This window comes from Pseudomonas lalkuanensis (assembly GCF_008807375.1).
GTDB lineage: Bacteria > Pseudomonadota > Gammaproteobacteria > Pseudomonadales > Pseudomonadaceae > Metapseudomonas > Metapseudomonas lalkuanensis.
The window spans coordinates 2,817,487-2,842,277 of sequence record NZ_CP043311.1; the positions used below are offsets into that span (position 1 = coordinate 2,817,487).

19 protein-coding genes are annotated in these 24,791 nt (G+C 64.5%); 13 read left to right on the plus strand and 6 right to left on the minus strand.

Going from position 1 to position 24,791, the window contains the following annotated elements; translation table 11 throughout:
- Nucleotides 1–92 precede the first annotated feature (92 nt).
- The 3 genes from FXN65_RS13070 to FXN65_RS13080 form a co-directional block, all read right to left on the minus strand.
- The gene (locus FXN65_RS13070) at nt 93–1,007 is read right to left on the minus strand and encodes an SDR family NAD(P)-dependent oxidoreductase (RefSeq protein WP_151133615.1); all 915 of its coding nucleotides are present in this window, start codon (nt 1,005–1,007) and stop codon (nt 93–95) included.
- A gap of 86 nt (nt 1,008–1,093) precedes the next feature.
- Nucleotides 1,094–2,338, minus strand: coding sequence for a thiolase family protein (locus FXN65_RS13075; protein ID WP_151133616.1), 1,245 nt, complete (start codon nt 2,336–2,338; stop codon nt 1,094–1,096).
- Between the two features lie 58 nt (nt 2,339–2,396).
- Complete coding sequence (locus FXN65_RS13080; RefSeq protein WP_151133617.1) at nt 2,397–3,170, minus strand: enoyl-CoA hydratase/isomerase family protein; 774 nt, start codon at nt 3,168–3,170, stop codon at nt 2,397–2,399.
- Nucleotides 3,171–3,394: 224 nt separating this feature from the next.
- Between FXN65_RS13080 and FXN65_RS13085 the strand changes: the two genes are divergently transcribed.
- From FXN65_RS13085 to FXN65_RS13140, 12 genes are all read left to right on the plus strand, one after another.
- Nucleotides 3,395–6,106 carry a LuxR C-terminal-related transcriptional regulator gene (locus FXN65_RS13085; protein ID WP_151133618.1) on the plus strand — a complete coding sequence of 904 codons (2,712 nt, stop codon included), beginning with the start codon at nt 3,395–3,397 and terminating at the stop codon, nt 6,104–6,106.
- A 215-nt stretch (nt 6,107–6,321) separates the two neighbouring features.
- Nucleotides 6,322–7,467: an acyl-CoA dehydrogenase family protein gene (locus FXN65_RS13090; protein WP_151133619.1), complete on the plus strand. Its 1,146-nt coding sequence runs from the start codon at nt 6,322–6,324 to the stop codon at nt 7,465–7,467.
- A 94-nt stretch (nt 7,468–7,561) separates the two neighbouring features.
- Nucleotides 7,562–8,380, plus strand: coding sequence for an enoyl-CoA hydratase/isomerase family protein (locus FXN65_RS13095; RefSeq protein WP_151133620.1), 819 nt, complete (start codon nt 7,562–7,564; stop codon nt 8,378–8,380).
- 378 nt (nt 8,381–8,758) lie between these two features.
- Nucleotides 8,759–9,946: a lipid-transfer protein gene (locus FXN65_RS13100; protein WP_151133621.1), complete on the plus strand. Its 1,188-nt coding sequence runs from the start codon at nt 8,759–8,761 to the stop codon at nt 9,944–9,946.
- Nucleotides 9,947–9,955: 9 nt separating this feature from the next.
- Complete coding sequence (locus FXN65_RS13105; RefSeq protein WP_151133622.1) at nt 9,956–11,149, plus strand: acyl-CoA dehydrogenase family protein; 1,194 nt, start codon at nt 9,956–9,958, stop codon at nt 11,147–11,149.
- A 15-nt stretch (nt 11,150–11,164) separates the two neighbouring features.
- Nucleotides 11,165–12,304 carry an acyl-CoA dehydrogenase family protein gene (locus FXN65_RS13110; RefSeq protein WP_151133623.1) on the plus strand — a complete coding sequence of 380 codons (1,140 nt, stop codon included), beginning with the start codon at nt 11,165–11,167 and terminating at the stop codon, nt 12,302–12,304.
- 30 nt (nt 12,305–12,334) lie between these two features.
- On the plus strand, nt 12,335–12,790 hold the full coding sequence (locus tag FXN65_RS13115) for a MaoC family dehydratase (RefSeq protein WP_151133624.1): 456 nt from the start codon (nt 12,335–12,337) through the stop codon (nt 12,788–12,790).
- An 86-nt stretch (nt 12,791–12,876) separates the two neighbouring features.
- Nucleotides 12,877–13,989 carry a CaiB/BaiF CoA transferase family protein gene (locus FXN65_RS13120; RefSeq protein ID WP_151133625.1) on the plus strand — a complete coding sequence of 371 codons (1,113 nt, stop codon included), beginning with the start codon at nt 12,877–12,879 and terminating at the stop codon, nt 13,987–13,989.
- Nucleotides 13,990–14,108: 119 nt separating this feature from the next.
- Complete coding sequence (locus tag FXN65_RS13125; protein ID WP_151133626.1) at nt 14,109–15,782, plus strand: AMP-binding protein; 1,674 nt, start codon at nt 14,109–14,111, stop codon at nt 15,780–15,782.
- Nucleotides 15,783–16,083: 301 nt separating this feature from the next.
- On the plus strand, nt 16,084–17,238 hold the full coding sequence (locus FXN65_RS13130) for an acyl-CoA dehydrogenase family protein (RefSeq protein ID WP_151133627.1): 1,155 nt from the start codon (nt 16,084–16,086) through the stop codon (nt 17,236–17,238).
- A 170-nt stretch (nt 17,239–17,408) separates the two neighbouring features.
- Nucleotides 17,409–18,596, plus strand: a complete 1,188-nt coding sequence (locus FXN65_RS13135; RefSeq protein ID WP_151133628.1) for a lipid-transfer protein — start codon at nt 17,409–17,411, stop codon at nt 18,594–18,596.
- A 372-nt stretch (nt 18,597–18,968) separates the two neighbouring features.
- Nucleotides 18,969–20,321 carry a DUF1329 domain-containing protein gene (locus FXN65_RS13140; protein WP_151133629.1) on the plus strand — a complete coding sequence of 451 codons (1,353 nt, stop codon included), beginning with the start codon at nt 18,969–18,971 and terminating at the stop codon, nt 20,319–20,321.
- 301 nt (nt 20,322–20,622) lie between these two features.
- Here the strand turns inward: FXN65_RS13140 and FXN65_RS13145 are convergent, their stop codons facing one another.
- Nucleotides 20,623–22,200: an AMP-binding protein gene (locus tag FXN65_RS13145; RefSeq protein WP_151133630.1), complete on the minus strand. Its 1,578-nt coding sequence runs from the start codon at nt 22,198–22,200 to the stop codon at nt 20,623–20,625.
- Between the two features lie 156 nt (nt 22,201–22,356).
- Here FXN65_RS13145 and FXN65_RS13150 point away from each other — a divergent pair, with 156 nt between their 5' ends.
- Nucleotides 22,357–22,707 (plus strand): iron-containing alcohol dehydrogenase, encoded by a 351-nt coding sequence (locus FXN65_RS13150; protein WP_151133631.1) that lies wholly within the window; start codon nt 22,357–22,359, stop codon nt 22,705–22,707.
- Between the two features lie 121 nt (nt 22,708–22,828).
- Here FXN65_RS13150 and FXN65_RS13160 read toward each other — a convergent pair whose 3' ends face one another.
- Together FXN65_RS13160 and FXN65_RS13165 are read right to left on the minus strand one after the other, a co-directional pair.
- Nucleotides 22,829–23,605 (minus strand): SDR family NAD(P)-dependent oxidoreductase, encoded by a 777-nt coding sequence (locus FXN65_RS13160; protein WP_151133632.1) that lies wholly within the window; start codon nt 23,603–23,605, stop codon nt 22,829–22,831.
- Entirely contained in the window at nt 23,605–24,789 is a 1,185-nt protein-coding gene (locus FXN65_RS13165) for an acetyl-CoA C-acyltransferase (RefSeq protein WP_151133633.1), read from the minus strand. Before FXN65_RS13165 ends, FXN65_RS13160 begins: the two co-directional genes overlap by 1 nt.
- Nucleotides 24,790–24,791: the final 2 nt, after the last annotated feature.

The following is a 24,791-nucleotide window of genomic DNA, read 5'->3' on the forward strand; positions in this document are numbered from 1 at the left end:
TTATTTTCCCTTCTTTAGCCTGGATGGCCGGCCATCGGCGCGAAGCCCCGCGTCCCTTGTACAAGGCACGCGGGGCCTCGTCCAGCGTGGGATCAGACTCCCTTGATGCCTTTCATCGCGGTGTCGATGAAGAGCTTCACCTGCTCGTTGGCATCGTTACGCGGACCGGCGGTGTTCCAGTCGGTGATGCGTGCCAGTTGTGCCTGGATGTCTTCCGGGGTCAGGTCGGCGCCGCCGATGTAGATCGGCGCGGTTTCTTCCATGCGAATGGCGGAGAACACGCCGGCGCCGGCGCCCAGCACCAGCTTGCTGGGTGCATCTTCGCTCACCAGCAGCAGCGCGCCAGGACTGACCTGCTCGGGGCGGCTGGCGGCGAGCAGTTCCGCCGGCATCACGTCCTCGGTCATGCGGGTGGCGGCCATGGGCGCCAGGGTGTTGACTCGGATGTTGTTCTTCACGCCTTCGATGGCGAGCATGTTCATCAGGCCCACCAGGGCCATTTTCGCCGCGCCATAGTTGGCCTGGCCGAAATTGCCGAACATGCCGGCGGCGGAGGTGGTCATCAGCACGCGGCCATAGTTCTGCTCGCGCATCAGGTCCCACACGGCCTTGGTGCAGTTGATCGAGCCCATCAGGTGGACATTGATCACCGCATGGATGTCAGCCATATCCATCTTGGTGAAGGACTTGTCGCGCAGGATGCCGGCATTGTTGATCAGGATGTCGACGCGGCCGAAGGCTTCGACCGTCTGTCGGACCAGGGCCTGGACCTGCTCATAGTCGGCCACGTTGGCGCCGTTGGCGATGGCGGTACCACCGGCCTGGCGGATTTCCTCGACCACGGCCAGGGCGGCCTCGGTGGAGCTGCCGGAGCCGTCGCGGCTGCCGCCGAAGTCGTTGATCACCACTTTGGCACCGCGAGCGGCCAGTTGCAGGGCGTGGACGCGGCCCAGGCCGTTGCCGGCGCCCGTGACGATGGCGACGCGATCATCGAAGCGAATGGTCATGGTGTGTTTCCTCTCTCTTGTAATGCTAGTCAGGAGGGGGACGGCGGGAAAATGCGTGGTTTTCCGGGTCGCCGTCCCCGCAAGTGTCAGGCGCGGGCGAAGATGCCAACGTGCTCGGTCGATTCCTCGACGCGCCAGAGGCCGCCGCCGTTGCCCTGCAGGGCGATGCGCGCACCTTCGACCTGGCGCTTGCCGCAGTCGCCGCGCAGTTGCTCGACCAGCTCGAAGATCTGGCCGATGCCGGTGGCGCCGATGGGGTGGCCCTTGGATTCCAGGCCGCCCGACGGGTTGACCGGCAGCTTGCCGCCGAGGGTGAAGTCACCGCGTTCAGCCATCACGCCGCTCATGCCCGGCTCGCACAGGCCCAAGGACTCGAGGGCGAGCAGCTCGCCGATGGCGGTGGCGTCATGCACCTCGGCCACGTCGATGTCCTGCGGGGAAATGCCGGCCTGCTCGAAGGCGGCCTTGCCGGCCAGGTGGGTGCAACCCTTGTCGAATTCCTCGGCGGCGCGGGCCGAAGCCGAACGAACCACGCTGGCCAGTACCTTGATCGCGCGGCTTTTGTCGAAGCCGTATTTCTTCAGCGCCGATTCGGTGCAGAGGATAGCGGCGGCGGCGCCATCGGAGATGGGCGAGCACATCGGCAGGGTGATGGGGTAGGTGATCGGCGGCGCGGCGAGGATTTCCTCGATGCTCATGGCATTGCGGTACTGCGAGCGTTCGTTGTGCACCGAGTGTCCGTGGTTCTTCGAGGACACGGCGGCCAATTGGCGCTGGGTGATGCCGTAGCGCTCCATCAGGCCGCCACGGCCCAGGGCCGCGTAGACGTCCATGAAGGGGCTGTAGGGCTTGTCGGACTGGGAGCCGGGCGGCGGCACGATGCCCTTGCCCATGGCCGCCAGGAAGTTCTTGTTCTCCTCGAAGGTCTCGATGTCCCAGGCAGACTCGAAGGCGGAGAACATCTTCATCTTGTCGCTGTAGAACATCTTCTCAGCGCCCACGGCGATGGCCACGTCGGCGGCGCCCGCGCGCAGCTGGGTGACAGCCAGGTTGAAGGCGTGGCTGGAGGAGGCGCAGGCGCCTTCGATGTTGAAGATCGGGATGCTGTCCAGGCCCAGGGGCAGCAGCGCCACCTGGCCACGGATCATGTGCTGGCCATCGAAGTGGCCCTGGGTGCAGTTGCCGAAGAAGGCCACCTGGATCCATTTACGGTCACAATTGGCATCCTTCAGGGCATCCTCGACCGCCCAGGCGGTGAGTTGCTTGATGGTCTTGTCGGTATGGCGGCCAAAAGCGGTCATGCCGACACCGACTATGTATACGTCTTCCATCTTTACTCCTTCGTGATCCGTTCGCCGGATCACGACTATCGGATTAAGGCCGCGAGGATCAGTAGCCCTTGAATTCCGGCTTGCGCTTCTCGGCGAACGCGCGCAGCCCTTCAGCTAGATCATGGGAACGCTGGTGGTTGCGCAGCTCCAGCAGCTCATCGCGCAGCGCATCGGCGCGCGACTTGTCGCCGGATTCGTTCGCCACCCGCTTCATGCGGCGCAGTACCAGGGGACTCTTCTCGGCCAGCTTATTGCCGATGGCCTGCACGCGGTCCAGGAGCTCGGCATCGGCCACCACTTCGTTGACCAGGCCATAGGCCTTCATGTCCTGGGCAGGCAGGGAGTCGCCGGTGAACAGCATGTACTTGGCGACGTTCTCCGGAACCTTGCGCGGGAGTACTGCGGCGCCGCCGCCACCGGGGAACACCCCGAAGTTGGAATGGGCATCGCCGAAACGGGCGCTCTCGGCCGCGATCACGAGATCGCAGCAGAGGACAGTCTCCAGGCCGCCCGCGAGGGCCAGGCCATTGACGGCGGCGATTACCGGCTTCGGATATACGCGCAGCAGGTCGAAGAACTCGACGATGGTGTCCAGCAGGTCCCGGTCGCCGGGCTGCGGCGCGCCGGCCGCCTTCAGGTCGGCGCCAGCGCAGAAGGCCGGGCCGGTGCCGGTCAATGCCAGCACACGCACGTTGGTGTCGGCTTCCCAGGCATGCAGGCGGGCGGTCATGGCCTCCAGCATATCCCGGCTCAGGGCATTCATGGCTTTCGGACGCGTCAGGGTGATCCAGCCCACCTGACCCTTCACTTCAAAAGAAACGGACTCGCTCATCACATCTCCTCACTCGTCATTCAAACAGCGTTTCTGCCTGAGTCCGAACTTACGCGAGCCCCTTCGGGACGCACCCCCCCCCTTGCGGACGGGGGCGGCTGCCACGCGGTTGTTGCAGGATGCCGGTGGTGTCCCACCGCTTGAGCCGGGTGCAGCCCACGCCCGGTTCCTGCCGCAGTCGGGCCTACCCGTGACAGAAACGAAGAAGGGCGGAGAACACGAGCATGCATACAACAATCATCAATGCCGAGGACCTGCTGGTTGCGACCAAATTCTCACCTCCGCGGCTCAACGCGCGGCACATCGCCCGGGGGCAACTGCTGGCACGCCTGCAGGAGGGTCAGCGCGGGATCGCCACGCTGATCACCGGAGGGGCGGGGTTCGGCAAGACCATCCTGCTTGCGCAATGGCGCCTGGAACTGATGCGTGCCGGGCTCGACGTGGCCTGGATCGCCTTCAGCCTTGACGACCGGCAGTTCGCCAGTTTCCTGGCCTACCTGCTCTCGGCACTCCAGCGCCTGGGGCTGCGCATCGATCCGGAGTGGCTGAACAGCGATGGCAGCGAGCAGTCGACCAACGCCCTGATCGCCATCGTCACCCGCGAGGCGCAGAGCATCGGCAGGGAGCTGCATCTGCTGATCGATGATTTCCAGCATGTGGAGTCGCCCGCAGCCCACCGGTTGATGCAGAAGCTGCTGGACCATTGCCCGGCCAACCTGCACCTGACCATTGCCTCCCGATCCACGCCGTCGCTCAGCCTTGGGCGCCTGCGCATGCAGGGTAACGTGGCCGAGATCGATTTCACCGAACTGCCTTTCGACCTGGACGAGACGAGGGATTTCTTCCAGCAGAACCTCAGCAGCCTGACCCTCAGTGCCGACGAAGAACGCCTGATCCACGACCTGACCAACGGCTGGCCGGCCGCCCTGCAGCCGATCGCCACTATGCTGCGGGTGCGCCCGAGCAAGCGATCGCAGCTTCGTTCGATCCTCTGGAAATCCAACGATTTGCAGGCCTACCTTGCGGAAGACGTAGTGGCCTGCCTGCCGCCCGGACTGATCGATTTCATGGAGAAGGTCTCGCTCTTCCGCCGCTTCAACCCTGATCTTGCCCAATTCGTCACCGGCAGCTCGCGTGCACACGAGCTGATAAAGCGTGCCGAGGATGAGAACCTGCTGATCCACCGCATCGAGTCCAACGACAACGTTCCCTGGTACCGTTTCCATCCGTTGTTCGGGGAGTTCCTCGCACAGCGCCTGTCATCGCGGAGCGACCTCCAGGTGGAGGCGTTGCATCAGCGCGCCAGCCAGTGGTTCGCCGAGCGCGACTATCTGGTGGAGGCGGTGCGCCACGCCAACCTGGGCGGTGACCTGGACTATGCGGTCAAGGCCATGGAGGAGGCGATCTCGACGAACTGGAGCATGGCCTATATCAGCCCCATGCTTCACCTGCTGGAGCGCCTGCCGCAGGAGACCCTGTTCTCCCATCCCCGGCTGTTCATCATCGGCTGCCTGACCTACGCGTTCACCGCGCGACCGGACAAGGCGCAGCGCTGGCTCGAACGCATTCGCCGCACCGAGGCGGCGCGCAATCCGGCCGTATCGTCGAAGTTCACCCTTGCGGACGCGGCCATCGCCCTTCAACTGGACCAGCCCCGACGGGTGATCAGCCTTCTGGAGCCCTCCCAGCAATCACCGCTGGAGAACCGCTCATTGCGTTACATCAGCCTCTCGGCTCTGGCGACCGCCTATCTCGCCGTTGGACGCCAGGAGGACGCCCGGCGGCTTTATGCGCAGCAGCCTATCCATGCCGAGGACCGTGACAATGACATGGCCATGGTCTTCGAAAGCACACGTGCCCTTGCCTTCCTCAAGGAAGGCGACGCGCGCGAGGCCGAACGATTGGGTGCGAGCATTCTCGCGCGCGCGGAAGAGTCGTACGGGCGTGGCTCGGTGTCGGCCAGCCTGTGCGCCGCGACCCTCTGCGATGCCTCTTACGAACTGGACCATCTCGATGACGCGTTGCGGGTGCTCGCCAATCGCAGCGGCATCCTTCGCTCCTCCATGCCGGACGTGATGGCCCGCGCTTCGATTTGCCGCGCCCGCATCGCGGTGATACGCGAGACACCTCGTGCGGCCCTGGATTTCCTCGAGTCACAGGCCGCGCATTTCCAGGTAATGGGTCTGGATCGCCCGCAGGCGTTGATGCTGGCCGAACAGGTCAATCTGCTGCTTGGCCAGGGCGAGGTACGTCGAGCCACTGAACTGGTGGCCCTGCTGGCGGCCCTGGAGTCGACACAGCACGCGACCGCTGAAACCCGTGGCGAGATCTCCGCCATTGCTGCCTTGTCCCGCGCCCGCCTGGCGCTCGCCCAGCATGACCCTGCCTGGGCCCTGGAAGACCTGGCGGCAGTCGGTGCGTTCGCCGAAAGGTCGGGGCGCGTGCGTACCCTGGTCAAGGTTCGCCTGCTGGCGGCGCGGGCTCACCGTGAACTGGGACACCAGGATGCCGCCCGGGAAAGCTTGCGGGCCGCTGTCGAAACCGCCGAGCGGCTCGGGCTGGTGCGCACCCTCCTGGACGAGGGACCGGCGGTGATGGCGCAATTGGCGGCATGGTGCCAGGAGCTCGAACCGGAAGTACCGCTGGCCGCTTACCTGGACCGCCTGCGGGCATGCAACGGCTCGGATGAAGAGGCGCCCACGATTGCCGTGCCCACGCGCAGTCAGGCAGATCTGCCACGCATCAACCTGACCCCGCGGGAGCTGGAAATCCTCGGTCTGGTGTCCCAGGCGATGTCGAACAAGCGCATCGCGCTGACGCTCAACATCACGTTCGGCACCGTGAAATGGAACGTGAAGAACATCCTCGCCAAGTTGGGCGTATCGAGCCGCTATGCCGCGATTTCTCTGGCCCGACAGCAGGGACTTCTGAAGTAGCCGGAATTCCTCCAGGAAGGTTTCCCCTACCGAGAGGGGGGGCGCGGACGCAGGTTTGCCGCCCCCAAGCTGTGGACATTGCGCCAAGTGCCATGCCCGCCTCGCGGCCTGGCCACCGCCGGTGACATCCCGGCGGTGGCGCCGGGCCGGCAAGCGCAACTATGGCAGTCGCACCGCAATGCATTGGTACGTCGACCTAGATCAAGGGGAAGAATATGAGCGATACATCTGCAGTATTCCTGAGCGAACAGGAAATCATGATCCGTGACACGGCCCGCAAGGTGGCTCAGGAAGTCGTGGCCGCCACGGCCGCCGAACGCGACCGCACCGGTGCCTGGCCGACCGAGGAGCTCAAGGCGGTGGCCGAACTCGGTTTCCTCAGCATGCACGTTCCCGCCGAGGCCGGCGGCGCGGGCATGTCGTTCCCGGAGTATTGCCTGGCGATCCAGGAGTTCGCCGCGGCCGACGCCGGCTTCGCCACCATCCTTCATGTCCATAACGGCATGGCCGATATGTTCTCGCGCTTCGGTACCCAGGCGCAAAAGGACAAGTACCTGGCCGGGATGATTTCCGGCGATCTCATCGCCGCCGGCCTGCTCACCGAACCCCACGCGGGCTCGGACACCGCCGCCTTCCGCACCTCCGCGCGCCGCGAAGGCGACAGCTACGTGCTGAACGGCAGCAAACAGTTCATCTCCAACGGCAGCGAAGCAGGCATCGCGTTCGCCTTTGCCGCCTTCACCGACACCTCCGAAGGCCGCAAGGGGCCGACCATGTTCATCGTCGATCCGCGCGAACCCGGCTATGTCGTGACTCGCGTCGAGAGCAAGATGGGCCAGCGTTCCGCCCACGTGGCCGCCATCCAGCTGGACAACTGCCGGGTGCCGGCGGAAAACATCCTGGCCGAGGAGGGCAGCGCCTACAAGCGCCTGATGGCCACCCTGTCCGAAGGCCGGATTGGCATCGCCGCCATTGCCGTGGGCGCCGCCCGTGCCGCCCTGGAAGCTGCGGTGAAGTACGCCAAGGAGCGCGAAGCCTACGGCGCGCCGATCATCAACCTGCAGGGCGTGGCCTTCGACCTGGCCGACATGGCCGCGCAGTATGAAGTGGCCCAGAACTACGTGCTGCACACGGCGCGCCTGCACCAGGCCGGCGTGCATTGCGCCAAGGAAGCCTCCATCGCCAAGCTGTTCGCCAGCGAGATCGCCGAGAAGGTCTGTTCCGACGCGCTGCAGATCCATGGCGGCTACGGCTACCTGAGCGACTTCCCGGTGGAGCGCTACTGCCGCGACGTCCGCGTGACCAAGATCTACGAAGGCACCAGCCACATCCAGAAAGTGATCATCGCCCGCAACCTGTAATCCTGGCGGTCGATACGGCCGGTTAGACAAACGATCGACCAGATTCCGAGCCGGGGAGTTTCCCGGCTCGGTCTCCAACACGGAGGAAATGGATGTGACGGACGAAGCAGTGCTGTACGAAAAGATTGGCACGACGGCGGTCATCACCTTGAACCGTCCGCAAAAGCGCAATGCCCTGGATGGGGCCGTCGCCCGGGGCATGCTGCATGCCGTCGCAATGGCGCGGGACGACGTGGCGGTACGCACCGTGGTGCTGACCGGAGCCGGTGGCGCCTTTTGTTCCGGTGCGGATCTGGCAGGCGACTCGTCGTGCGACGATCCGGTGTTCTTCGGCCGCGATACGGTGCTCGGCCACCAGCGCTGGTTCAGCGCGTTGATCGAGCTGGAAAAGCCCGTCATAGCGGCCGTCGATGGTCCTGCGGTGGGGGCTGGATTTTCCCTGGCACTGGCGGCGGATTTCATCTTCGTGACGCCGCGCACCCGCTTCATGGCCTCTTTCCTGAGCATGGGGCTGGTACCGGACTTGTCGATGTTCCACGTCTTGCCCCGCCTGGTGGGGCTGGCCCGGGCAAAGGAGATCGTGTTTTCCGCCCGTGCGATCGGCGCCGAAGAAGCCCTCTCCATTGGTCTGGCCCAGGCGCTGGCGCCCGCGGAAGAACTGATGGAACGCACGTTGTCCCACGCCAGCCAGTTCGACAATGCACCGCCACGTGCCCTGGCCCTGGCCAAGTCCTTGCTGAACCGCTCGTTCGAGACCGACCGTGCGACCATGAATCAGTTGGAAGCATCGGCCCAGTCACTGTGCGGGGCCAGCCAATACCATGCTGAGGCGGTTCGACGCTTCCTTGCCAAGGAAGGCCTGGCTTACACCGGCGCGATACCGATGGCGGATGAAGACCGACGGGGCCGGTAGGGAAGCGGCCCCGCCGGCCTGTCATTCCAATCAGGAGCGCCGGATGGCATTCGGAGATGGCGGGTGCGGATGCCGGTTTTAATCGAAGCCGGGCCCTTCATGCGTCGCTTCGCCCGGTACTGCGCACCGTGATGCGGTCACTTCGTCGTTGCAACCATCCGCGTTCAGCCGAAATGCAAGACTTCGTGGCGATCGTCTTGTAATTGCGCCATGAACCGCAATGAACAAGAGGGTAGGGGCGTCCGATTCCCCTCCCCTAATAGAGAGGGGCGGTGCCGGGAACGGCATGCCTACTCTTGAGACTCGAAAGCCTGCCGCCCGGCGAGTCCGGGGACGCGCCGAATGGCCGGTGGGATACCCAAAGCTGAGGAGAAAGACATGAGGCAGAAAGTCGTAGTCGCCGGCGTAGGCATGATTCCCTTCGTGAAGCCGGGCCAGAGCGACACCTATGTAGCAATGGGTGAGCAGGCGGTACGTCTTGCCCTGGCGGACGCCGGCGTGGGTTACGAGTCGATCCAGCAAGCCTTTGCCAGTTACATCTACGGCGACTCCACCTGCGGCCAGCGCGTGCTCTACAACGTGGGCATGACCGGCATCCCGGTGATCAACGTCAACAATAATTGCTCCAGCGGTTCCACCGCCCTCTATCTGGCCAACCAGGCCATCGCCAGCGGCATGGTGGACATCGTCCTGGCCGTAGGCTTCGAGCAGATGAATCCTGGCGCCCTGGGCAATACCTTCAATGACCGGCCGTCGCCGCTGGACCTGTTCATGCAGCAATGCGACGCCGCCCTGCCGGAGTCCGTCGGCATCCCGAATGCACTGCGCCTGTTCGGCAGCGCCGGCGTGGAACACATGAAGCGTTTCGGCACGCCGATGGAATCCTTTGCCAAGATCCGCGCCAAGGCCAGCCGCCATGCCGCGAACAACCCGAAATCCGTGTTCCGCAAGGTGGTGACGACCGAAGAGGTGATGGCCGATCAGCTGATGTGGCCTGGCGTCATGACCCGCCTGATGGCCTGTCCGCCCACCTGTGGTTCCGCCGCGGCGGTGCTGTGCAGCGAGGCTTATGCCAAGAAGCACGGCCTGGACTCCAGCGTCTGGATTGCCGGCCAGGCCCTGACCACCGATGGCCAGGAGACCTTCCAGTCTGGCGACCTGCGCGACCTGGCCGGTTTCTCCATGTCCCGCGCGGCGGCCCGCCAGGCATACGAACAGGCCGGCATCGGTGCCGACGAGGTGGACGTGGTGGAGCTGCATGACTGCTTCGCCCACAACGAACTGCTGACCTACGAATCCCTGGGCCTGTGCCCGGAAGGCGGCGCGCAGAAGTTCATCGATGACGGCGACAACACCTACGGCGGCCGCTATGTGGTCAATCCCTCTGGCGGGCTGCTCTCCAAAGGCCACCCGATCGGCGCCACTGGCCTGGCCCAGTGCACCGAGCTGGTCCAGCAGCTGCGTGGCCAGGCCGAACAACGCCAGGTCGAAGGCGCACGCGTGGCCCTGCAACACAACGTCGGCATCGGCGGTGCCTGTGTGGTCACCCTGTATCGCAAGAACTGAGGACGGATCATGGATTTCACTCCCGACTCCAGCCTGGCGGAGTTCCGCCAGGAAGTCAGACGCTTCCTCCAGGACGTGCCGGCGGACCTCAAGGGGTTGCGCCGTGCCACCCGCTCGCCCCGCGAAGAGGTGATGCGCTGGCAGAAAGTCCTCAACGATCGCGGCTGGGGCGCACCCTACTGGGCGAAAGAACATGGCGGCACCGGCTGGACCGTGCCGCAGATCCTGGTGTTCGATGACGAGTGCAGCGCCGCGGGCACTCCAACCCAGGACGGTTTCGTGCACAAGCTGCTCGGGCCGGTGCTCAATGCCTTCGCTTCGCCAGAGCAGAAGGCGCAGCACATGCCGGCCATCTTCAATGGCGAGCGCCTGTGGTGCCAGGGCTTCTCCGAGCCGGGTTCCGGCTCGGACCTGGCGTCGTTGCAGACCCGCGCCGTGCGGGACGGCGACCATTACGTGGTCAACGGCCAGAAGATCTGGACCAGTTACGCCCACCATGCGGACTGGATCTTCCTGTTGGTGCGCACCAACCCGGATGTGAAGAAGCAGGCCGGCATCAGCTTCCTGCTGGTGGACATGAAAACCCCCGGTATTACCGTTCGCCCGATTCGCAGCATCGACGATGCACACCACCTGAACGAGACCTTCTTCGACAACGTTCGGGTGCCGGTAGGCAACCTGATCGGCATGGAGGGGCAGGGCTGGAGCATCACCAAGTTCCTACTCAACAACGAGCATGCGACTGCCGCCGACCTGCCCGAACTCAAGCGTTACATGCGCGAGTTGAAGCAGTTCGCATCCACGCTGCACGTGGGTGACCGCCTGCTTCTTGAGCGCCCGGAGTTCGCGTTGAAACTGGCGCGCCTGGACGCCGAGCTGCAGGCGCTGGAAATGCTCGTGCAGCGCGTCGCCCGCCTGGAGCAGGAACACCGTCCGGAGTCCCACACCCTGGGCTCGATGCTGAAGATCCGCGCCACCGAGTTCCAGCAACGCATCACCGAGGCCCATGTCGAGGCACTGGGGGACTACGGCGCGATCGCCTATCCGCACCCCCACGAGCCGAACCCGCCAGCGAACTACCCCTTGCAGACCCTGGCCAACGGCATCGCCAACGAAATGTTCTTCCGCCGCGCCTCGACCATCTATGGCGGTACCAGCGAAGTGCAGCGCGGCATCATCGCCAAGATGCTGTTCCAACTTTAAGAGCAGGAAACGGGTATGGATTTCGATCTGACTTCGGAACAACAGCTGTTGCAGGACAGCGTGCGTCGCTACGTCGACAAGTCCTACAGCTTTGAATCCCGCACAGCCCTGCTGAAGGCCGGGAAGAATGGGAGTGCTGACAACTGGGGCAGCTTCGCCGCCAACGGCTGGTTGATGGCAGGCCTGCCCGAAGCATTCGGCGGCCTCGGTGGCTCTGTACTGGAGACCTCGATCATCGCCCAGCAGTTGGGGCGTGCGCTTGTGCTGGAACCCTACCTGGGTTGTGCCGTCCTGGCCGCCCAGACATTGGCCGCGTGCGACAACACCGCCCAGAAGGAGCGACTGTTGCCGCTGCTGGTGGAAGGGAGCAGCCGTGTTGCCCTGGCCTACAGCGAGCCCGGCTCGCGCGGCATGCCGGAAACGGTTGCCCTGCGTGCCGAGCGCAGTGCCGAGGGTTTCACCCTGTATGGTCTCAAGAGCCTGGTCATGGGGGCCGACGGTGCCGATGCGTTCATCGTTTCCGCGAGGATCGCCGGCACTCAGGGCATCAGCCTGCTGCTGGTGGACGCCAATAGCGCCGGGCTGGAGCGCCAGGCGCTGCCCTTGCACGATGGAACCTGGGTGGAAGAGCTGAACTTCGACGGCGTCGAAGTGGGGGCCGAAGCCCTGCTGGCCGACGCCGGCAAAGGGCTCGCCGTCCTTCAGGAGGGGCTTGCCTACGGCATCGTCGTGCTGTGCTCCGGGCTGATCGGCAGCATGGAAAGGACCCTCGAGGTCACCGCCGAATACCTCAAGGTGCGCAAACAGTTCGGCGTGCCCATCGGATCGTTCCAGGCGCTCCAGCACCGCATGGCCGACATGGCCGCGGAAATGGAGATCGCGCGCTCGATGCTGCATGTCGCGCTGTCTTCCATGGTCAACGACACCCCACCCGTGCGCGACAAGACCCTGTCCAGCGCCAAGATGCTGATCTGCCGCGCCGCGAAGCTGGTCTGCGGCCAGGGCATCCAGCTCCACGGCGGCATCGGCATGACCGAGGAGTACCTGGTGGGCCATTACTTCAAGCACGCCATGGTCGCCGACTTGCTGCTGGGCAGCAGCGACAGCCATGAGGCGGCCTGCGCGGCGGCGCTGCAAGCCGAGCTGCGCGCTTGAACTTCTACAAGAAACGATAGGGAGTACCCGATGAAAAGCTATGAATCTCTGACCGCACTGCAAGGCCTTGTCGGCGAGGTCGTGGGCACCAGCGACTGGGTGGTGATCGACCAGCAACGCATCAACACCTTCGCCGAGGCGACCGGTGACCACCAATGGATCCACGTCGATCCCGAACGCGCCGCCAAAGGCCCCTTCGGCGGAACCATCGCCCACGGCTTCCTGACCCTCAGCCTGCTGCCGACCTTCATGACCAATGCCTTCGAGGTGCGCAACGTGAAGATGGGTGTGAACTACGGACTGAACAAGGTTCGCTTCGTGCAGCCGGTGCCGGTGAACAGCCGCCTGCGTGGGCATTTCAAGGTGCAGTCCTGGGAGCCGCTGGAAGGCAACGGTGCCCAGATCACCTACGAGATGACCGTGGAGATCGAGGGTGCGGCCAAACCGGCCTGCGTAGCGGAAACCATCCTGCGCGTGTTCGCCTGACACGCGCTGCGGCGACATCAGCAACGGCCTGGCCCGTCAAAGCAATGAGAACGGCTGGCGGCGCCAGCCCGTGGAGAGTGGAATTTATGGCACAAGAGCGCAGCGGTCCCCTCAAGGGGCTGAGAATTCTGGAGATCGCGGGTCTTGGACCGGCACCGTTCTGCGGCATGCTGCTCGCCGATCTCGGTGCGGATGTCGTGGTGGTGGATCGCCTGGCTGCGGGCCCCGAAGACCTGGATCTGGGCAAGCATGCCGTATGCAACCGTGGCAAACGTTCGATTGCCGTCGACCTGAAGCACCAGGAAGGCGTGGAAACCGTGCTGCGCCTGGTGGAAAGCTGTGACGCCATGATCGAAGGCATGCGGCCGGGCGTAATGGAGCGGCTGGGCCTGGGGCCGGATGTCTGCCTCGCGCGCAATCCCAAACTGATCTATGGCCGCATGACCGGCTGGGGCCAGCACGGTCCGCTGGCCCAGGCTGCCGGCCACGACCTCAACTACATCGCTCTTTCGGGCGCCCTGTGGTGGTCTGGGCAACCCGGCGACGCGCCAATGTCCCCGCCAAGCCTGGTTGGCGATATAGGCGGCGGTTCGCTTTACCTCGCGGTGGGTCTGCTGGCGGGCATCATGAATGCGCGCGCGACCGGCCGGGGGCAGGTGGTGGATGCCGCGATCGTCGACGGCAGTGCCCATATGCTCAACCTGATGCTGGGTCTGAAGTCGGCCGGGCAGATGCACAACGAACGCGGCGTGAGCCTGCTGGACGGGCCTCACTGGTACCGGACCTACCGCTGCGCGGACGGCAAGTTCATTTCTGTCGGCGCGGTGGAGCCGCGCTTCTACAAGCTGTTGCTGGAGAAGATCGGCCTGAAGGATGATCCGGCCTTTGCCAAGGGCCATGATCCGGCCCAATGGCCGCGGTTGCATGAAGGATTCGCCGAGCTGTTCCTGACCCGGACCCGCGACGAGTGGTGCGCCTTGCTGGAAGGCACCGACGCGTGCTTTGCCCCGGTGCTCGATCTCGACGAAGCCGCACGGCATCCTCACCTGGTCGAGCGCGGCGTATACAGCCGGATCGACGGCGTCCTGCAGGCCAATCCTGCGCCGCGCTTCTCCGTCACCCAGCCGGCTACGCCAGCCGCGATACCGGTCCGCGGCCAGGACTCGGAGGCCGTGCTGCGTGATTGGTGCGGAATGTGAACGGCGCAGGTCGAATCAGCCGATTCGGCAGCCTGAGCCGATCCCTGATCCGGCCGTTCAGCAGTAGTTGCGCTCGGGATGCCGGGCTGCGACTCGAAATGATTAGGAAGGAACGTTGCATGAACAACAACAACAACAATTCGACGACCTTGCTCCATCGCTTCCTGCATTGGGAAGCAACACGCCCCGATGCGATCTACCTGAACCAACCCGTCGCTGATGGCTTGACCGAATACAGCTGGCGCGAGGTGGGCGACCAGGCGCGGCGCATGGCGGCCTACCTGAAGTCCCTGCAACTGCCCGCTGGCAGCAGCATCGCCATCCTCGGGAAGAACACCGCCCACTGGATCATCGCCGACCTGGCGACCTGGATGGCAGGCCATGTGTCGGTTCCGCTGTACCCGACGATGAGCGCGGACTCCGTGGGCTACGTCTTCGATCATGCCGAGGTTCGCCTCCTGTTCCTCGGCCGCATGGAAGTCGGCAGCAACATCCAGGAAATGCTCCCGTCCGGTGTGCCCGTCATCGCCTTACCCCTGGCGCCCGAGGGTAAGTACCGCCAGTGGGAAGAAGTGGTAGCGAATCAGCAACCGCTCCAGGACATCGAGCTGCCAGCCCCTGAACAACTGGCGACCATCATCTATACCTCCGGTACCACCGGCACGCCCAAGGGCGTGATGCACAGCTTCGGCAGCATGTATGCCTATGCCAGACTTGGCGGCGGAGAATTCTGCCAACTGGGCCCGGATGACCGCCTGCTGTCCTACCTGCCGCTAGCCCATGCGGCGGAGCGGTCGTCGGTCGAATCCAATTCCCTTTGCCATGGCGTCCAGGTGTTCTTCAACGACAGCCTCGAGACTTTCAGCCGGGACCTGTGCAGGGCCAGGCCATCGGTGTTCATCTCGATGCCCAGGCTCTGGACGAAGTTTTACCAAGCGGTCAACGCAAGGATGCCCGCCGAACAACGGACGCTGCTGTTCAGCCAGTGCGAGGCGGGTGCCGCGCTGAGGAAGCAGGTGCTGGTCATGCTCGGACTGGACTGCACGCGCATTGCCTTCACGGGCTCGGCGCCGCTTCCGCCGGAAATCGTTAGCTGGTACCGCAACCTCGGCCTGGAGTTGCTGGACGTCTACGGCATGTCGGAGAACTTCTGCTACTCACATTACAGCCGGCCCGGCCAGGTGCGTGTGGGCTACGTGGGCCAGGCGCTGCCGGGTGTGCGCTGCCGCATTTCCGAAGAGGGGGAAGTCCTGGTCGATTGCCCCACTCGCATGATGGGCTATTACCGACAGCCGGAGTTGACCGCCGAGAGCATGACCGCCGACGGCTACTTCAAGACCGGTGACCGCGGCATCCTGGACGAGGAAGGGCGGCTGAAGATCACCGGACGGGTGAAGGAACTGTTCAAGACCAGCAAGGGCAAGTACGTGGCGCCGGCGCCCATCGAGAACAAGCTTGGCCATCGCGCGGTGGAGGCAGTCTGCGTGACCGGCCCCTCGCAGCCGCAGCCGTTCGCCCTCCTGATGTTGTCGCCGGACGGGCGCAGCCTGGCCGCCACCCCCCAGGGCCGCGCCCAGTTGCAAGGCGAACTGGAGGCCTTGCTCGACAGCGTCAACGCGGGCCTGGAATCGCACCAGCAGCTGGATTACGCGGTGGTGGTGAAGGATGCCTGGACGATCGAGAACGGTTTCCTGACCCCGACCCTGAAGATCAAGCGCAACGTCATCGAGAGCCACTACCTGGCACATGCCGAAGCCTGGTTGCACGCGAAGCAAACCATCATTTTCGAGTGAGCGCAGTCGCCTCGCTCGCAGCGGTTTCCCGAAACGACAGGACCAGGCCACGTGCCTGGTCCTGTCGTTTCGGCATTGCCTCTCCCGCGAAGCTTTCCAGCCCTTCGAGGCACCTCCTCCTTTCCCCTCGAACATGGGGGGGGCATGACTGTGGGACTCACGTAACGTCGAAGCGACTGGCGAATTGATCAGGCCAGGGAAACGCATTCGAACGAATGGGCTGACACATGGCCCACGCAGCATGTGAGCCAGAGATGAACCGACGCATCGCCGGCTCCTGGAGCCTCAAGGAGTGACACCGATGAAAATTTGCTTGCAGAACGAAGAGCAACGGCTTGCGGTGGAGAGCTTTCGCAAGTTCCTCGACGCCGAGGTCCGTCCTGTCGCCCGCCGCTACCGAGACCAGCACATTCCGAAAGACCGCATGCGCGAGATCACCCAGGGCATCGCCGAGTTCGGCCTGCCCGGCGTAAGCGTGGCCGCGGAACATGGCGGCCTGGGCATGAGCCTGGTGACCGAGGCCATGATGTTCGAGGAGCTCTGCGCGGTTTCCGTGGACATCGGCCTGTGCGTGATGATCAACAAGGGCATGGCGGTCACCCTCGCCGAGCTTCCGGAATCCCAGGCCCATTTGCGCGAACGTTACCTGCCGGACATCATGGCCGGCCGCACCTTCGGCGGTTTCTGCATCAGCGAGCCGGACGTGGGCTCCAACGTGGCCGACATCAAGGCCACCGGCAGGCGCGACGGTGACCACTTCATCATCAAGGGCGAGAAGACCTGGATCTCGAACGGCCACTACTCCGACTTCCTGATCACCACCGTCCGCACCGGCGAAAAAGCGCTGTCGCACATCCTGGTCGACCGCGAGGAGCACGGCTACCAGACGCGCAACATCGACAAGATCGCGCTCAACGGCCAATCCACCGCCCAGGTGTTCTTCGATGACGTACGCGTACCGGCGCGCAACATCGTCTGGGAGGAGGGCGCGGGTCTGAAGAACACGATGAAATTGTTCGAGAAGGCCCGCGCCAACGTCGGCATGCTCTCCGTCGGCTTGATGCGCGCCGCACTCGAGGCGTCCATCGCCTACTCGAAAGAGCGCCATCAATTCGGCAAGCCCATCGCCGCGCATCAACTGGTGGCGGCCAAGATCGCCGAAATGGCCACCCTGACCGATGCCGCACGCCTCATGTGCTTCCGCGCCTTCTCGATGATGGACGCTGGAATCCGCTGCGATGTGCAATCATCCATGGCCAAGTGGTTTGCGACCGAGATGGCGGTGAAGGTGTGCCGCGACGCAGTCCAGTTACATGGCGGGAACGGCCTGACCAAGGAATTCGACGTGGAGCGTCTTGCGCGGGAAGCCATCGTCATCCCGATCCCCGACGGTACCACCGAGATCCAGAAACTGATGATCTCCCGGGCGCTGACCGGCATCGGCGCCTTCGTCTGACGTGCCGGGAGGAGGGCGGGTCCTACTCCTCGCAGGTCGTCCCAAGAGGGAGGGGCGAAGGGGAGGCCGGCGGGCTACCGTGAGTAGCCCAGGTTTCCCTCTGGCGCCTTCAACCGCCCGCCGGCGCCACATAGCCGCCAGCTGGCGATCCGAACTCGAGGAGACAATCGATGCAACAGAAAGTAGTAGTGGCCGGAGTCGGGATGATTCCCTTCGTCAAGCCTGGCCAGAACGAGACTTACGTGGCAATGGGCGAGCAGGCGGTCCGTCTTGCCCTGGCGGACGCGCGAGTGGGTTACGAGTCAATTCAGCAGGCCTACGCCAGCTACGTCTTCGGCGACTCCACCTGTGGCCAGCGTGTGCTCTACAACGTGGGCATGACCGGCATCCCGGTGATCAATGTCAACAACAACTGCGCCAGCGGCTCCACCGCCCTCTATCTGGCCAACCAGGCTATCGCCAGCGGCATGGTGGATATCGTGCTTGCCGTCGGTTTCGAGCAGATGATTCCCGGCGCTATCAATAGCGCCTTCGCCGACCGCCCGAACCCGCTGGACCTGTTCCTGAACCAATGCAACGAAGCGATTCCCGGTGCCGCCGAAATCCCGGGCGCCCTGCGTATCTTCGGCAGCGCCGGTATTGAGCACATGAGACGGTTCGGCACCCCGCTGGAAACCTTCGCCAAGATCCGCGCCAAGGCCAGTCGCCATGCTGCGAACAACCCCAAGGCCGTTTTCCGCAAGGTAATCAGCACCGAAGACGTCCTGGCCGATCAGGTCGTCTGGCCGGGCGTCATGACTCGCCTGATGGCGTGCCCACCCACCTGTGGCGCCGCTGCCGTGGTGCTCTGCAGCGAGTCCTATGCGAAGAAACATGGCCTGGAGTCCGGCGTTTCCATTGCCGGCCAGGCGCTGACCACCGATGGCGCGGAAAGCTTCAAGTCTGGCGATATGCGCGATGTCGCGGGCTTCTCGATGTCCCGCGCGGCCGCCCGCCAGGTCTACGAGATGGCAGGTATCGGCGCCGAAGACGTCAACGTGGTGGAACTGCACGACTGCTTCGCACAGAACGAACTGCTGACTTACGAATCCCTCGGCCTGTGCCCGGAAGGTGGTGCCCAGAAGTTCGTCGATGACGGCGACAACACCTACGGCGGCCGGTATGTGGTCAACCCGTCCGGCGGCTTGCTCTCGAAGGGACACCCCATCGGCGCCACAGGCCTGGCTCAGTGCACCGAACTGGTCCAGCAACTGCGCGGCCATGCCGAGCAGCGCCAGGTAGAGGGCGCGCGCATCGCTCTGCAGCACAACATCGGGATCGGTGGCGCCTGTGTAGTGACCCTATACCGCAAGGACTGATGAAAGGCGCCCCGCAGCGTCTGCCAACTAGCACTGTTCCAGTCCTGGACACCATGCTCCCGCAACCGGGGGCGTGGTGTCTTGTGCTGCCTGTTCGGGAAGCCTTCGCGGGGTGTTTTCGGCTAGCGCGACACCCCCTCCCCAATCGCCGTTTAGGGGGGGGCGGAATGGTTGGGCTCTTGGATAAAAAGAACCTGCCAACACCCGACAGGACGTCACATGAGGCGTCTGGAAACCCAGACTCCAGCCCCCATGCGGCACTTGTTTCCGGGGTGTCTGGCAAGCCCGCGCTCACGCTGACCGACCAGGGCGCGTTTCCCCGGACAGTGCGTCGCGTGGCTGCTGAACATCACAACCTTAGAAGGTGGAGACATGACTAGACTGACAAGAACCCTGCTCGCGGCCAGCCTTCTGGCCGTGCATACAGGCGTGCTCCATGCTGCAGTGTCTGCGGAAGAGGCGAAGCAGTTGGGAACGACCTTGACGCCGATCGGCGCCGAGATGGCGGGTAACAAGGATGGCAGCATTCCCGCATACACTGGTGGCCTGACGACCCCGCCGCCCGGCTTCGACAGTAGCAAAGGCGTGCGCCCCGACCCATTCGCCAACGAGAAGCCGCTGTTCAGCATCGATGCGTCGAATATGGACACATACGCCGATCGGCTGAGTGAAGGCCAGAAGGCCATCCTCAAGAAGCTTCCCGGCTTCCGGATGGATGTCTATCCGACCCATCGCAGCGTCGCCTACCCCAAGACCATCATTGAAGGCACCGCGAAAAATGCCACCCGCGCCAAGCTGGGTGATGACGGTTACACCCCCGTAGGCGCGGGTGGCGGGATTCCGTTCCCGATTCCGAAGAACGGTGTCGAAGTCATGATCAATCACATAACGCGCTACCAGGGCATGTCCTTTGTGATTCCCAAGTACTCCGCCTTCAACATCGACGCCGCCGGCAAGCGCGTGCTTTCGACCCAGGGCATCTGGACACTCGAAAGCCCTTTCTACGACCAGGCCAATAGCGATCCGATCATCTACACCCGTGCCCGTGCCAACTACACCGGACCGGCTCGCCGCGCTGGCGAGGCAGTGATGACCTTCGAGAGCGTGGACGCCGAGAAAGGCCGCCGCGCCTACCAGTACCTGCCTGGCCAGCGCCGTGTACGCCTGGCACCTGACCTGGCCTATGACACGCCGAACCCCAGTACCTCTGGCATGTCTACCGTCGACGACGTCAACCTGTTCAACGGCCGGATGGACCGCTACGACTGGAAGCTGGTCGGCAAGAAGGAAATGTACGTTCCCTACAACACCTACCGCTTTACCTACGCGCCAGATCCAGATTCGGTGTTCGGCAGCAAGTTCGTGAACCCGGACTTCGTGCGCTGGGAACTCCACCGCGTCTGGGTGGTGGAAGCGACCCTGAAACCGGGGGCGCGCCACATCTATTCCCGCCGCACCTTCTACGTCGACGAGGACAGCTGGGCCGTACTCTCCAACGACCAGTACGACGGCCGTGGGCAACTGTGGCGCCCTGGATTCGCCTACCTCACCACCCTCTACGATGCCGAGGCGATCAATACCACGACCTCGGGTCACTACGACCTCATCGCTGGCACCTACTACATCAACATCTGGCCTGGCACGGGCGGCCTGAAGGTAGCCGACAAGATGACTTCGGATTCCCGCTGGACTCCGGACAGCTTGGCAGGCGCTGGCGTGCGCTAACTTTGACGGGGAGTCCTGGGGCGGAACCGGCTCGACTGGTTCCGCCTTTTTTTGTTGGGGAGTTTCTACTCATTCTGGCGGCGAGCACGGCGCAGGGGAGTGCAGGAAACCCGCCGCACCGGATCCTTCCAATGGCGCGGACAGCGCGTCGACGAAGGTGATCGGCTCAGACCATAGGGGGTGACTCGCCCCAGGGTCAGGCCCGGAGCTCGGGAAGATCCGCTGTCCCAGGACGTGGCTTTCTGGGGCCAAATGAAAAGCCCCGGCATATAGCCGGGGCTCCAGCACAACCAGCATTCACTCAGGACACCCGTCGCGCCTGATCCTTCCAGTAGCGCTCGCGCACCTGCCGGCGCAGCACCTTGCCCACCGCGCTCAGGGGCAGGGCATCGACGAAAGTCACCGACTTAGGCGCCTTGAAGCGTCCCAAGCGTTCCTTCACCAGTTCGATCAGTTCCTCCTCGGCGATCTTCATGCCTGGCTTGAGTACCACCTCGGCATGCACGGCCTCGCCCCATCTGTCGTGGGGCACGCCGACCACCGCGGACATGGACACGGCCGGATGGGCGTTCAGGGTCGCTTCCACTTCCACCGCATAGACATTGAAACCGCCGGTGATGATCACGTCCTTCTTGCGGTCGACGATGAACAGGTAGCCGGCCTCGTCCAGGTAGCCCAGGTCGCCGGACTTCCAGAAGCCGTTGTGGAACTCGGCGGCGGTGCCTTCCGGGTTGTGGTGGTAGCCGGAGATCGTGCCCCGTCCACGCAGCCAGATCTCGCCGGTGGTGCCGCGCGGGACCGGTTTGCCGGCATCGTCCATCACCGCCAGTTCGATGCCGGTGGTGGGGCGTCCGGCGGACGCGAGGCGGCCGGTCTGGATGGCGGTCAGGTGATCGGCCCTGGTCAGGGTGCAGACCGCCTGGGCGCATTCAGTGGAGCCGTAGAGCTGGAAGAAGATGTTGCCGAAGCGTGCCTGGGCCTGCTCCAGCTTGGCCGGGCTCATGGGCGCAGCGCCGTAGAAGAGTGTCTGCAAGCTGGAGAGGTCGTATTGCGTGGCTTCCGGCAGTTCCAGCAGCCAGCCCACCAGGGTCGGCACCATCAGCGCGGTCGTGATGCGTTCGGCCTCGACGTTGCGGCACCAGGCCTTCAGGTCGGCGGTGTTCTGGGTGACGGTGCAGCCGCCACGGAACAGCGTCGGCAAGAGCGAAAGCCCGGAGCCGTGACTGATGGGAGCGATGTGCAGGTAGCGAGTGCGTTCATTGAAAGCCTGACCCTGCTCGCTGTCGGCGTACATGGAATCCCGTGCCGCCAGCCAATTGTCGATGGTGTAGCGGGCACATTTGCTGCGCCCGGTGGTGCCGCCGGTGAAGCGGTAGAGCAGCACATCCTCATGCACATCCGACTCGATTCCGGGCTCTTCCTCGGTAACGCCTTCGAGCAGGTCCCAGAAGTAACGGGCATAGGCATGCCGAGCCGGAGGAAGGTCCATGCAGACGACGCGGGTTCCGCTCTGGCGCAGCATTTCGCCGTAGCGGTCCAGGAGTTCGGTCTCGATGAAGACCACCTTGGGCCGGATGAACTCCACCTGCCAACGATGCTCCTCGAGAGAGTCGCGAATGTTGGTTTGGGCGATGGCCGCTTCACCCTTGAACGCGGTCCAGGCATGCAGCAACGAGAGGTTGTCGTTCTCCAGGATGCACAGGGCGGTATCGCCGCGGCGCAGGTCCAGGCGCCCGCGCATCATGTTGACGATGCGGTTGGTCAGCCGATGCAGCTCGTCGAAGCGGTAGCGCCGATTGCGCTCGACATTCACCAGGGCTTCCTGGTCGGCGTAACGCAAGGCGGTCTGGCCCATGACTCGGGAGAAGTTCATCTTCATCGCGGTCTCCGTTTGTTGTTCTGGTGGGGGGAGATCGCATTCTAGGAACGCACCTGCAATGGAACGCCTCCCATCTGGGGAGGGGCGCGCAAAAGGAAATCGCGCCTAAGGTGCTCCAGCGGTACCAACCCCTACGCACAATTCGCGAGGCGTCCCATGCGCACCCTGGCGTTCAACACCACCAAATCCATCCTTATCGAGTGCGGGGCTTCGCGCCGTCTCGCGGCGCCTGTACGAAGCATGGGCTGCCAATCGGTATTGATCGTCACCGACCCCGGTGTCCTGAAAGCGCACTTGCTGGATTCTGCAGTTGCTGAACTGGAACGTGACCGCTTGCAGGTAACGGTGTTTTCCGAAGTGCAGGCCGACCCGCCCGAGTCGGTGATCCTAGCCGCGGTGGAGACCGCCAAGGCCCGCTCGGTCGATTGCGTGATCGGATTCTGCAGCGGGCTACATCGTGTACGTCTATGTCGACCGTGCCAGCAACCCGTCGACGACCATGCCTGAGCATGTGCGGGCGGCGTTGTTGAAGCTGGTGGATTAGTCCGGGGGGGAGGGAAGGGCCCGCTCACCGAGCGGGATTGCGCAGGAGGGGCGCGCCGGCCGTGCCAGAACGCCCCCAGCATTGCTACAGGCTACCCACCAGTTGCCCGCCGTCCACCGCCAGCACCGCGCCGGACATGTAGGCGCCGGCTTCGCTGGCCAGCAGCAGGAAGGGGCCATCCAGCTCTACCAGCCGGCCGAGGCGGCGCATGGGCACCGCCTCGCGGATATAGGCCTGGCCTTTCTCGCTGTCGAAGTAGCCGTCGGTCATCTCGGTGGTGAAGTAACCCGGGGCGATGGCGTTGACGCGTATGTTGTAGCGCGCCAGTTCCAGCGCCAGGGATTTGGTCAGCTGGACCACGCCGGCCTTGGCCGCGCAGTAGTGGCTGTAGCCGGTGCCGACCCGCAGGCCCAGCATGGAAGCGATATTGACAATGCTGCCCGGGCGCTCAGCACGCGCCAGGCGCTGAGCGGCGCACTGGGCCACGCGCCAGACGCCGTCGAGGTTGGTGGCGAGCATGGCGCGCCAGTCATCCTCGCTGATCTCCAGCACCCGCTGGCCATTGCCGATGCCGGCGTTGTTGAGCACCACGTCCACCGGCCCGAAGGCCGCTTCGGCAGCGTCGAAGGCGGCTTCTACGCTGGCGCGGTCGGTGACGTCCATGGCCACCGGCAGCGCCTGAGCGCCTTCACGGCGGATGGCCTCGGCCAGTTGTTGCAGGCGCTCCACACGACGCGCCGCGAGAACCACGCGGGCACCGGCGTGGCCGGCAACGCGTGCGAGATGGGCGCCAATACCGCTGGAGGCTCCGGTGACCAGCACGGTGCGGCTGGCCAGGGAGAAGGGGGCGAAGACGCTCATCAGAACACTTCGAACAGGCCGGCGGCGCCCATGCCGCCACCCACGCACATGGTCACCACGACGTACCTCACGCCACGGCGTTTGCCCTCCAGCAGGGCGTGGCCGACCATCCGCGCGCCGCTCATGCCGTAGGGGTGGCCGATGGCGATGGCGCCGCCGTTGACGTTGTATCGCGCGTTGTCGATGCCCAGCCGGTCGCGGCAGTAGATGGCCTGGCAGGCGAAGGCTTCGTTGAGTTCCCACAGGCCGATATCGTCGACCTTCAGGCCGTGCTGCTTGAGCAGACGGGGCACGGCCAGTACCGGGCCGATGCCCATTTCTTCCGGCGCGAGGCCCACCACCGCCATGCCACGATAGGCCCCCAGCGGCTCCAGGTTGCGCTGTTCGGCGAGGCGGCCGTCCATCAGCACGCAGGCGCTGGCGCCGTCGGACAGCTGGCTGGCGTTGCCGGCGGTGATGCAGCCGCCTTCGATCACCGGTTTGAGCCGGGCCAGGTCCTCGAGAGTGGTCTGCGGACGGTTGCCTTCGTCCTGGGCGAGGGTGACGTCTTCGAAGCTGATGGCGCCGCTGGCCTTGTCGACGATTTGCCGTGTGACCGTGACCGGGACGATTTCGCCCTCGAACAGGCCGGCCCCCTGGGCCGCCGCGGTACGCTGCTGGGATTGCAGGGAGTAGGCGTCCTGGGCCTCACGGCTGATGCCGTAGCGTTCGGCCACCAGTTCGGCGGTCTGCAGCATCGGCAGGTAGGCGTGGGGCACCTGCTTGATGACCTGGGAGTCGTGGTACTCGCCCACCCATTCCATGTGGCGGTTCTGCACCAGGCTGATGTGCTCCTGGCCGGCGCCGATGGTCACGGCCATGCCGTCCACCACGATCTGCTTGGCGGCGGTGGCGATGGCCATCAGGCCCGAGGCGCACTGGCGGTCGAGGGTCTGGCCGCCGACGCTAATCGGCAGGCCGGCGGCCAGCACGCTCATGCGGCCGAGGTTCCAGCCGGCGGTGCCGGCGGGCATGCCGGTGCCCATCACCAGGTCTTCGATTTCTGCAGCGTCGATACCGGCGCGCTCGACGGCGGCGCCGATGGCGAAGGCGGCCATGGTCGGCGCGGTGGTGGCGTTGAAGGCACCGCGAAACGCCTTGCCGATGGGCGTGCGCGCGGTGGAGAGGATGACGGCTTCTTTCATGT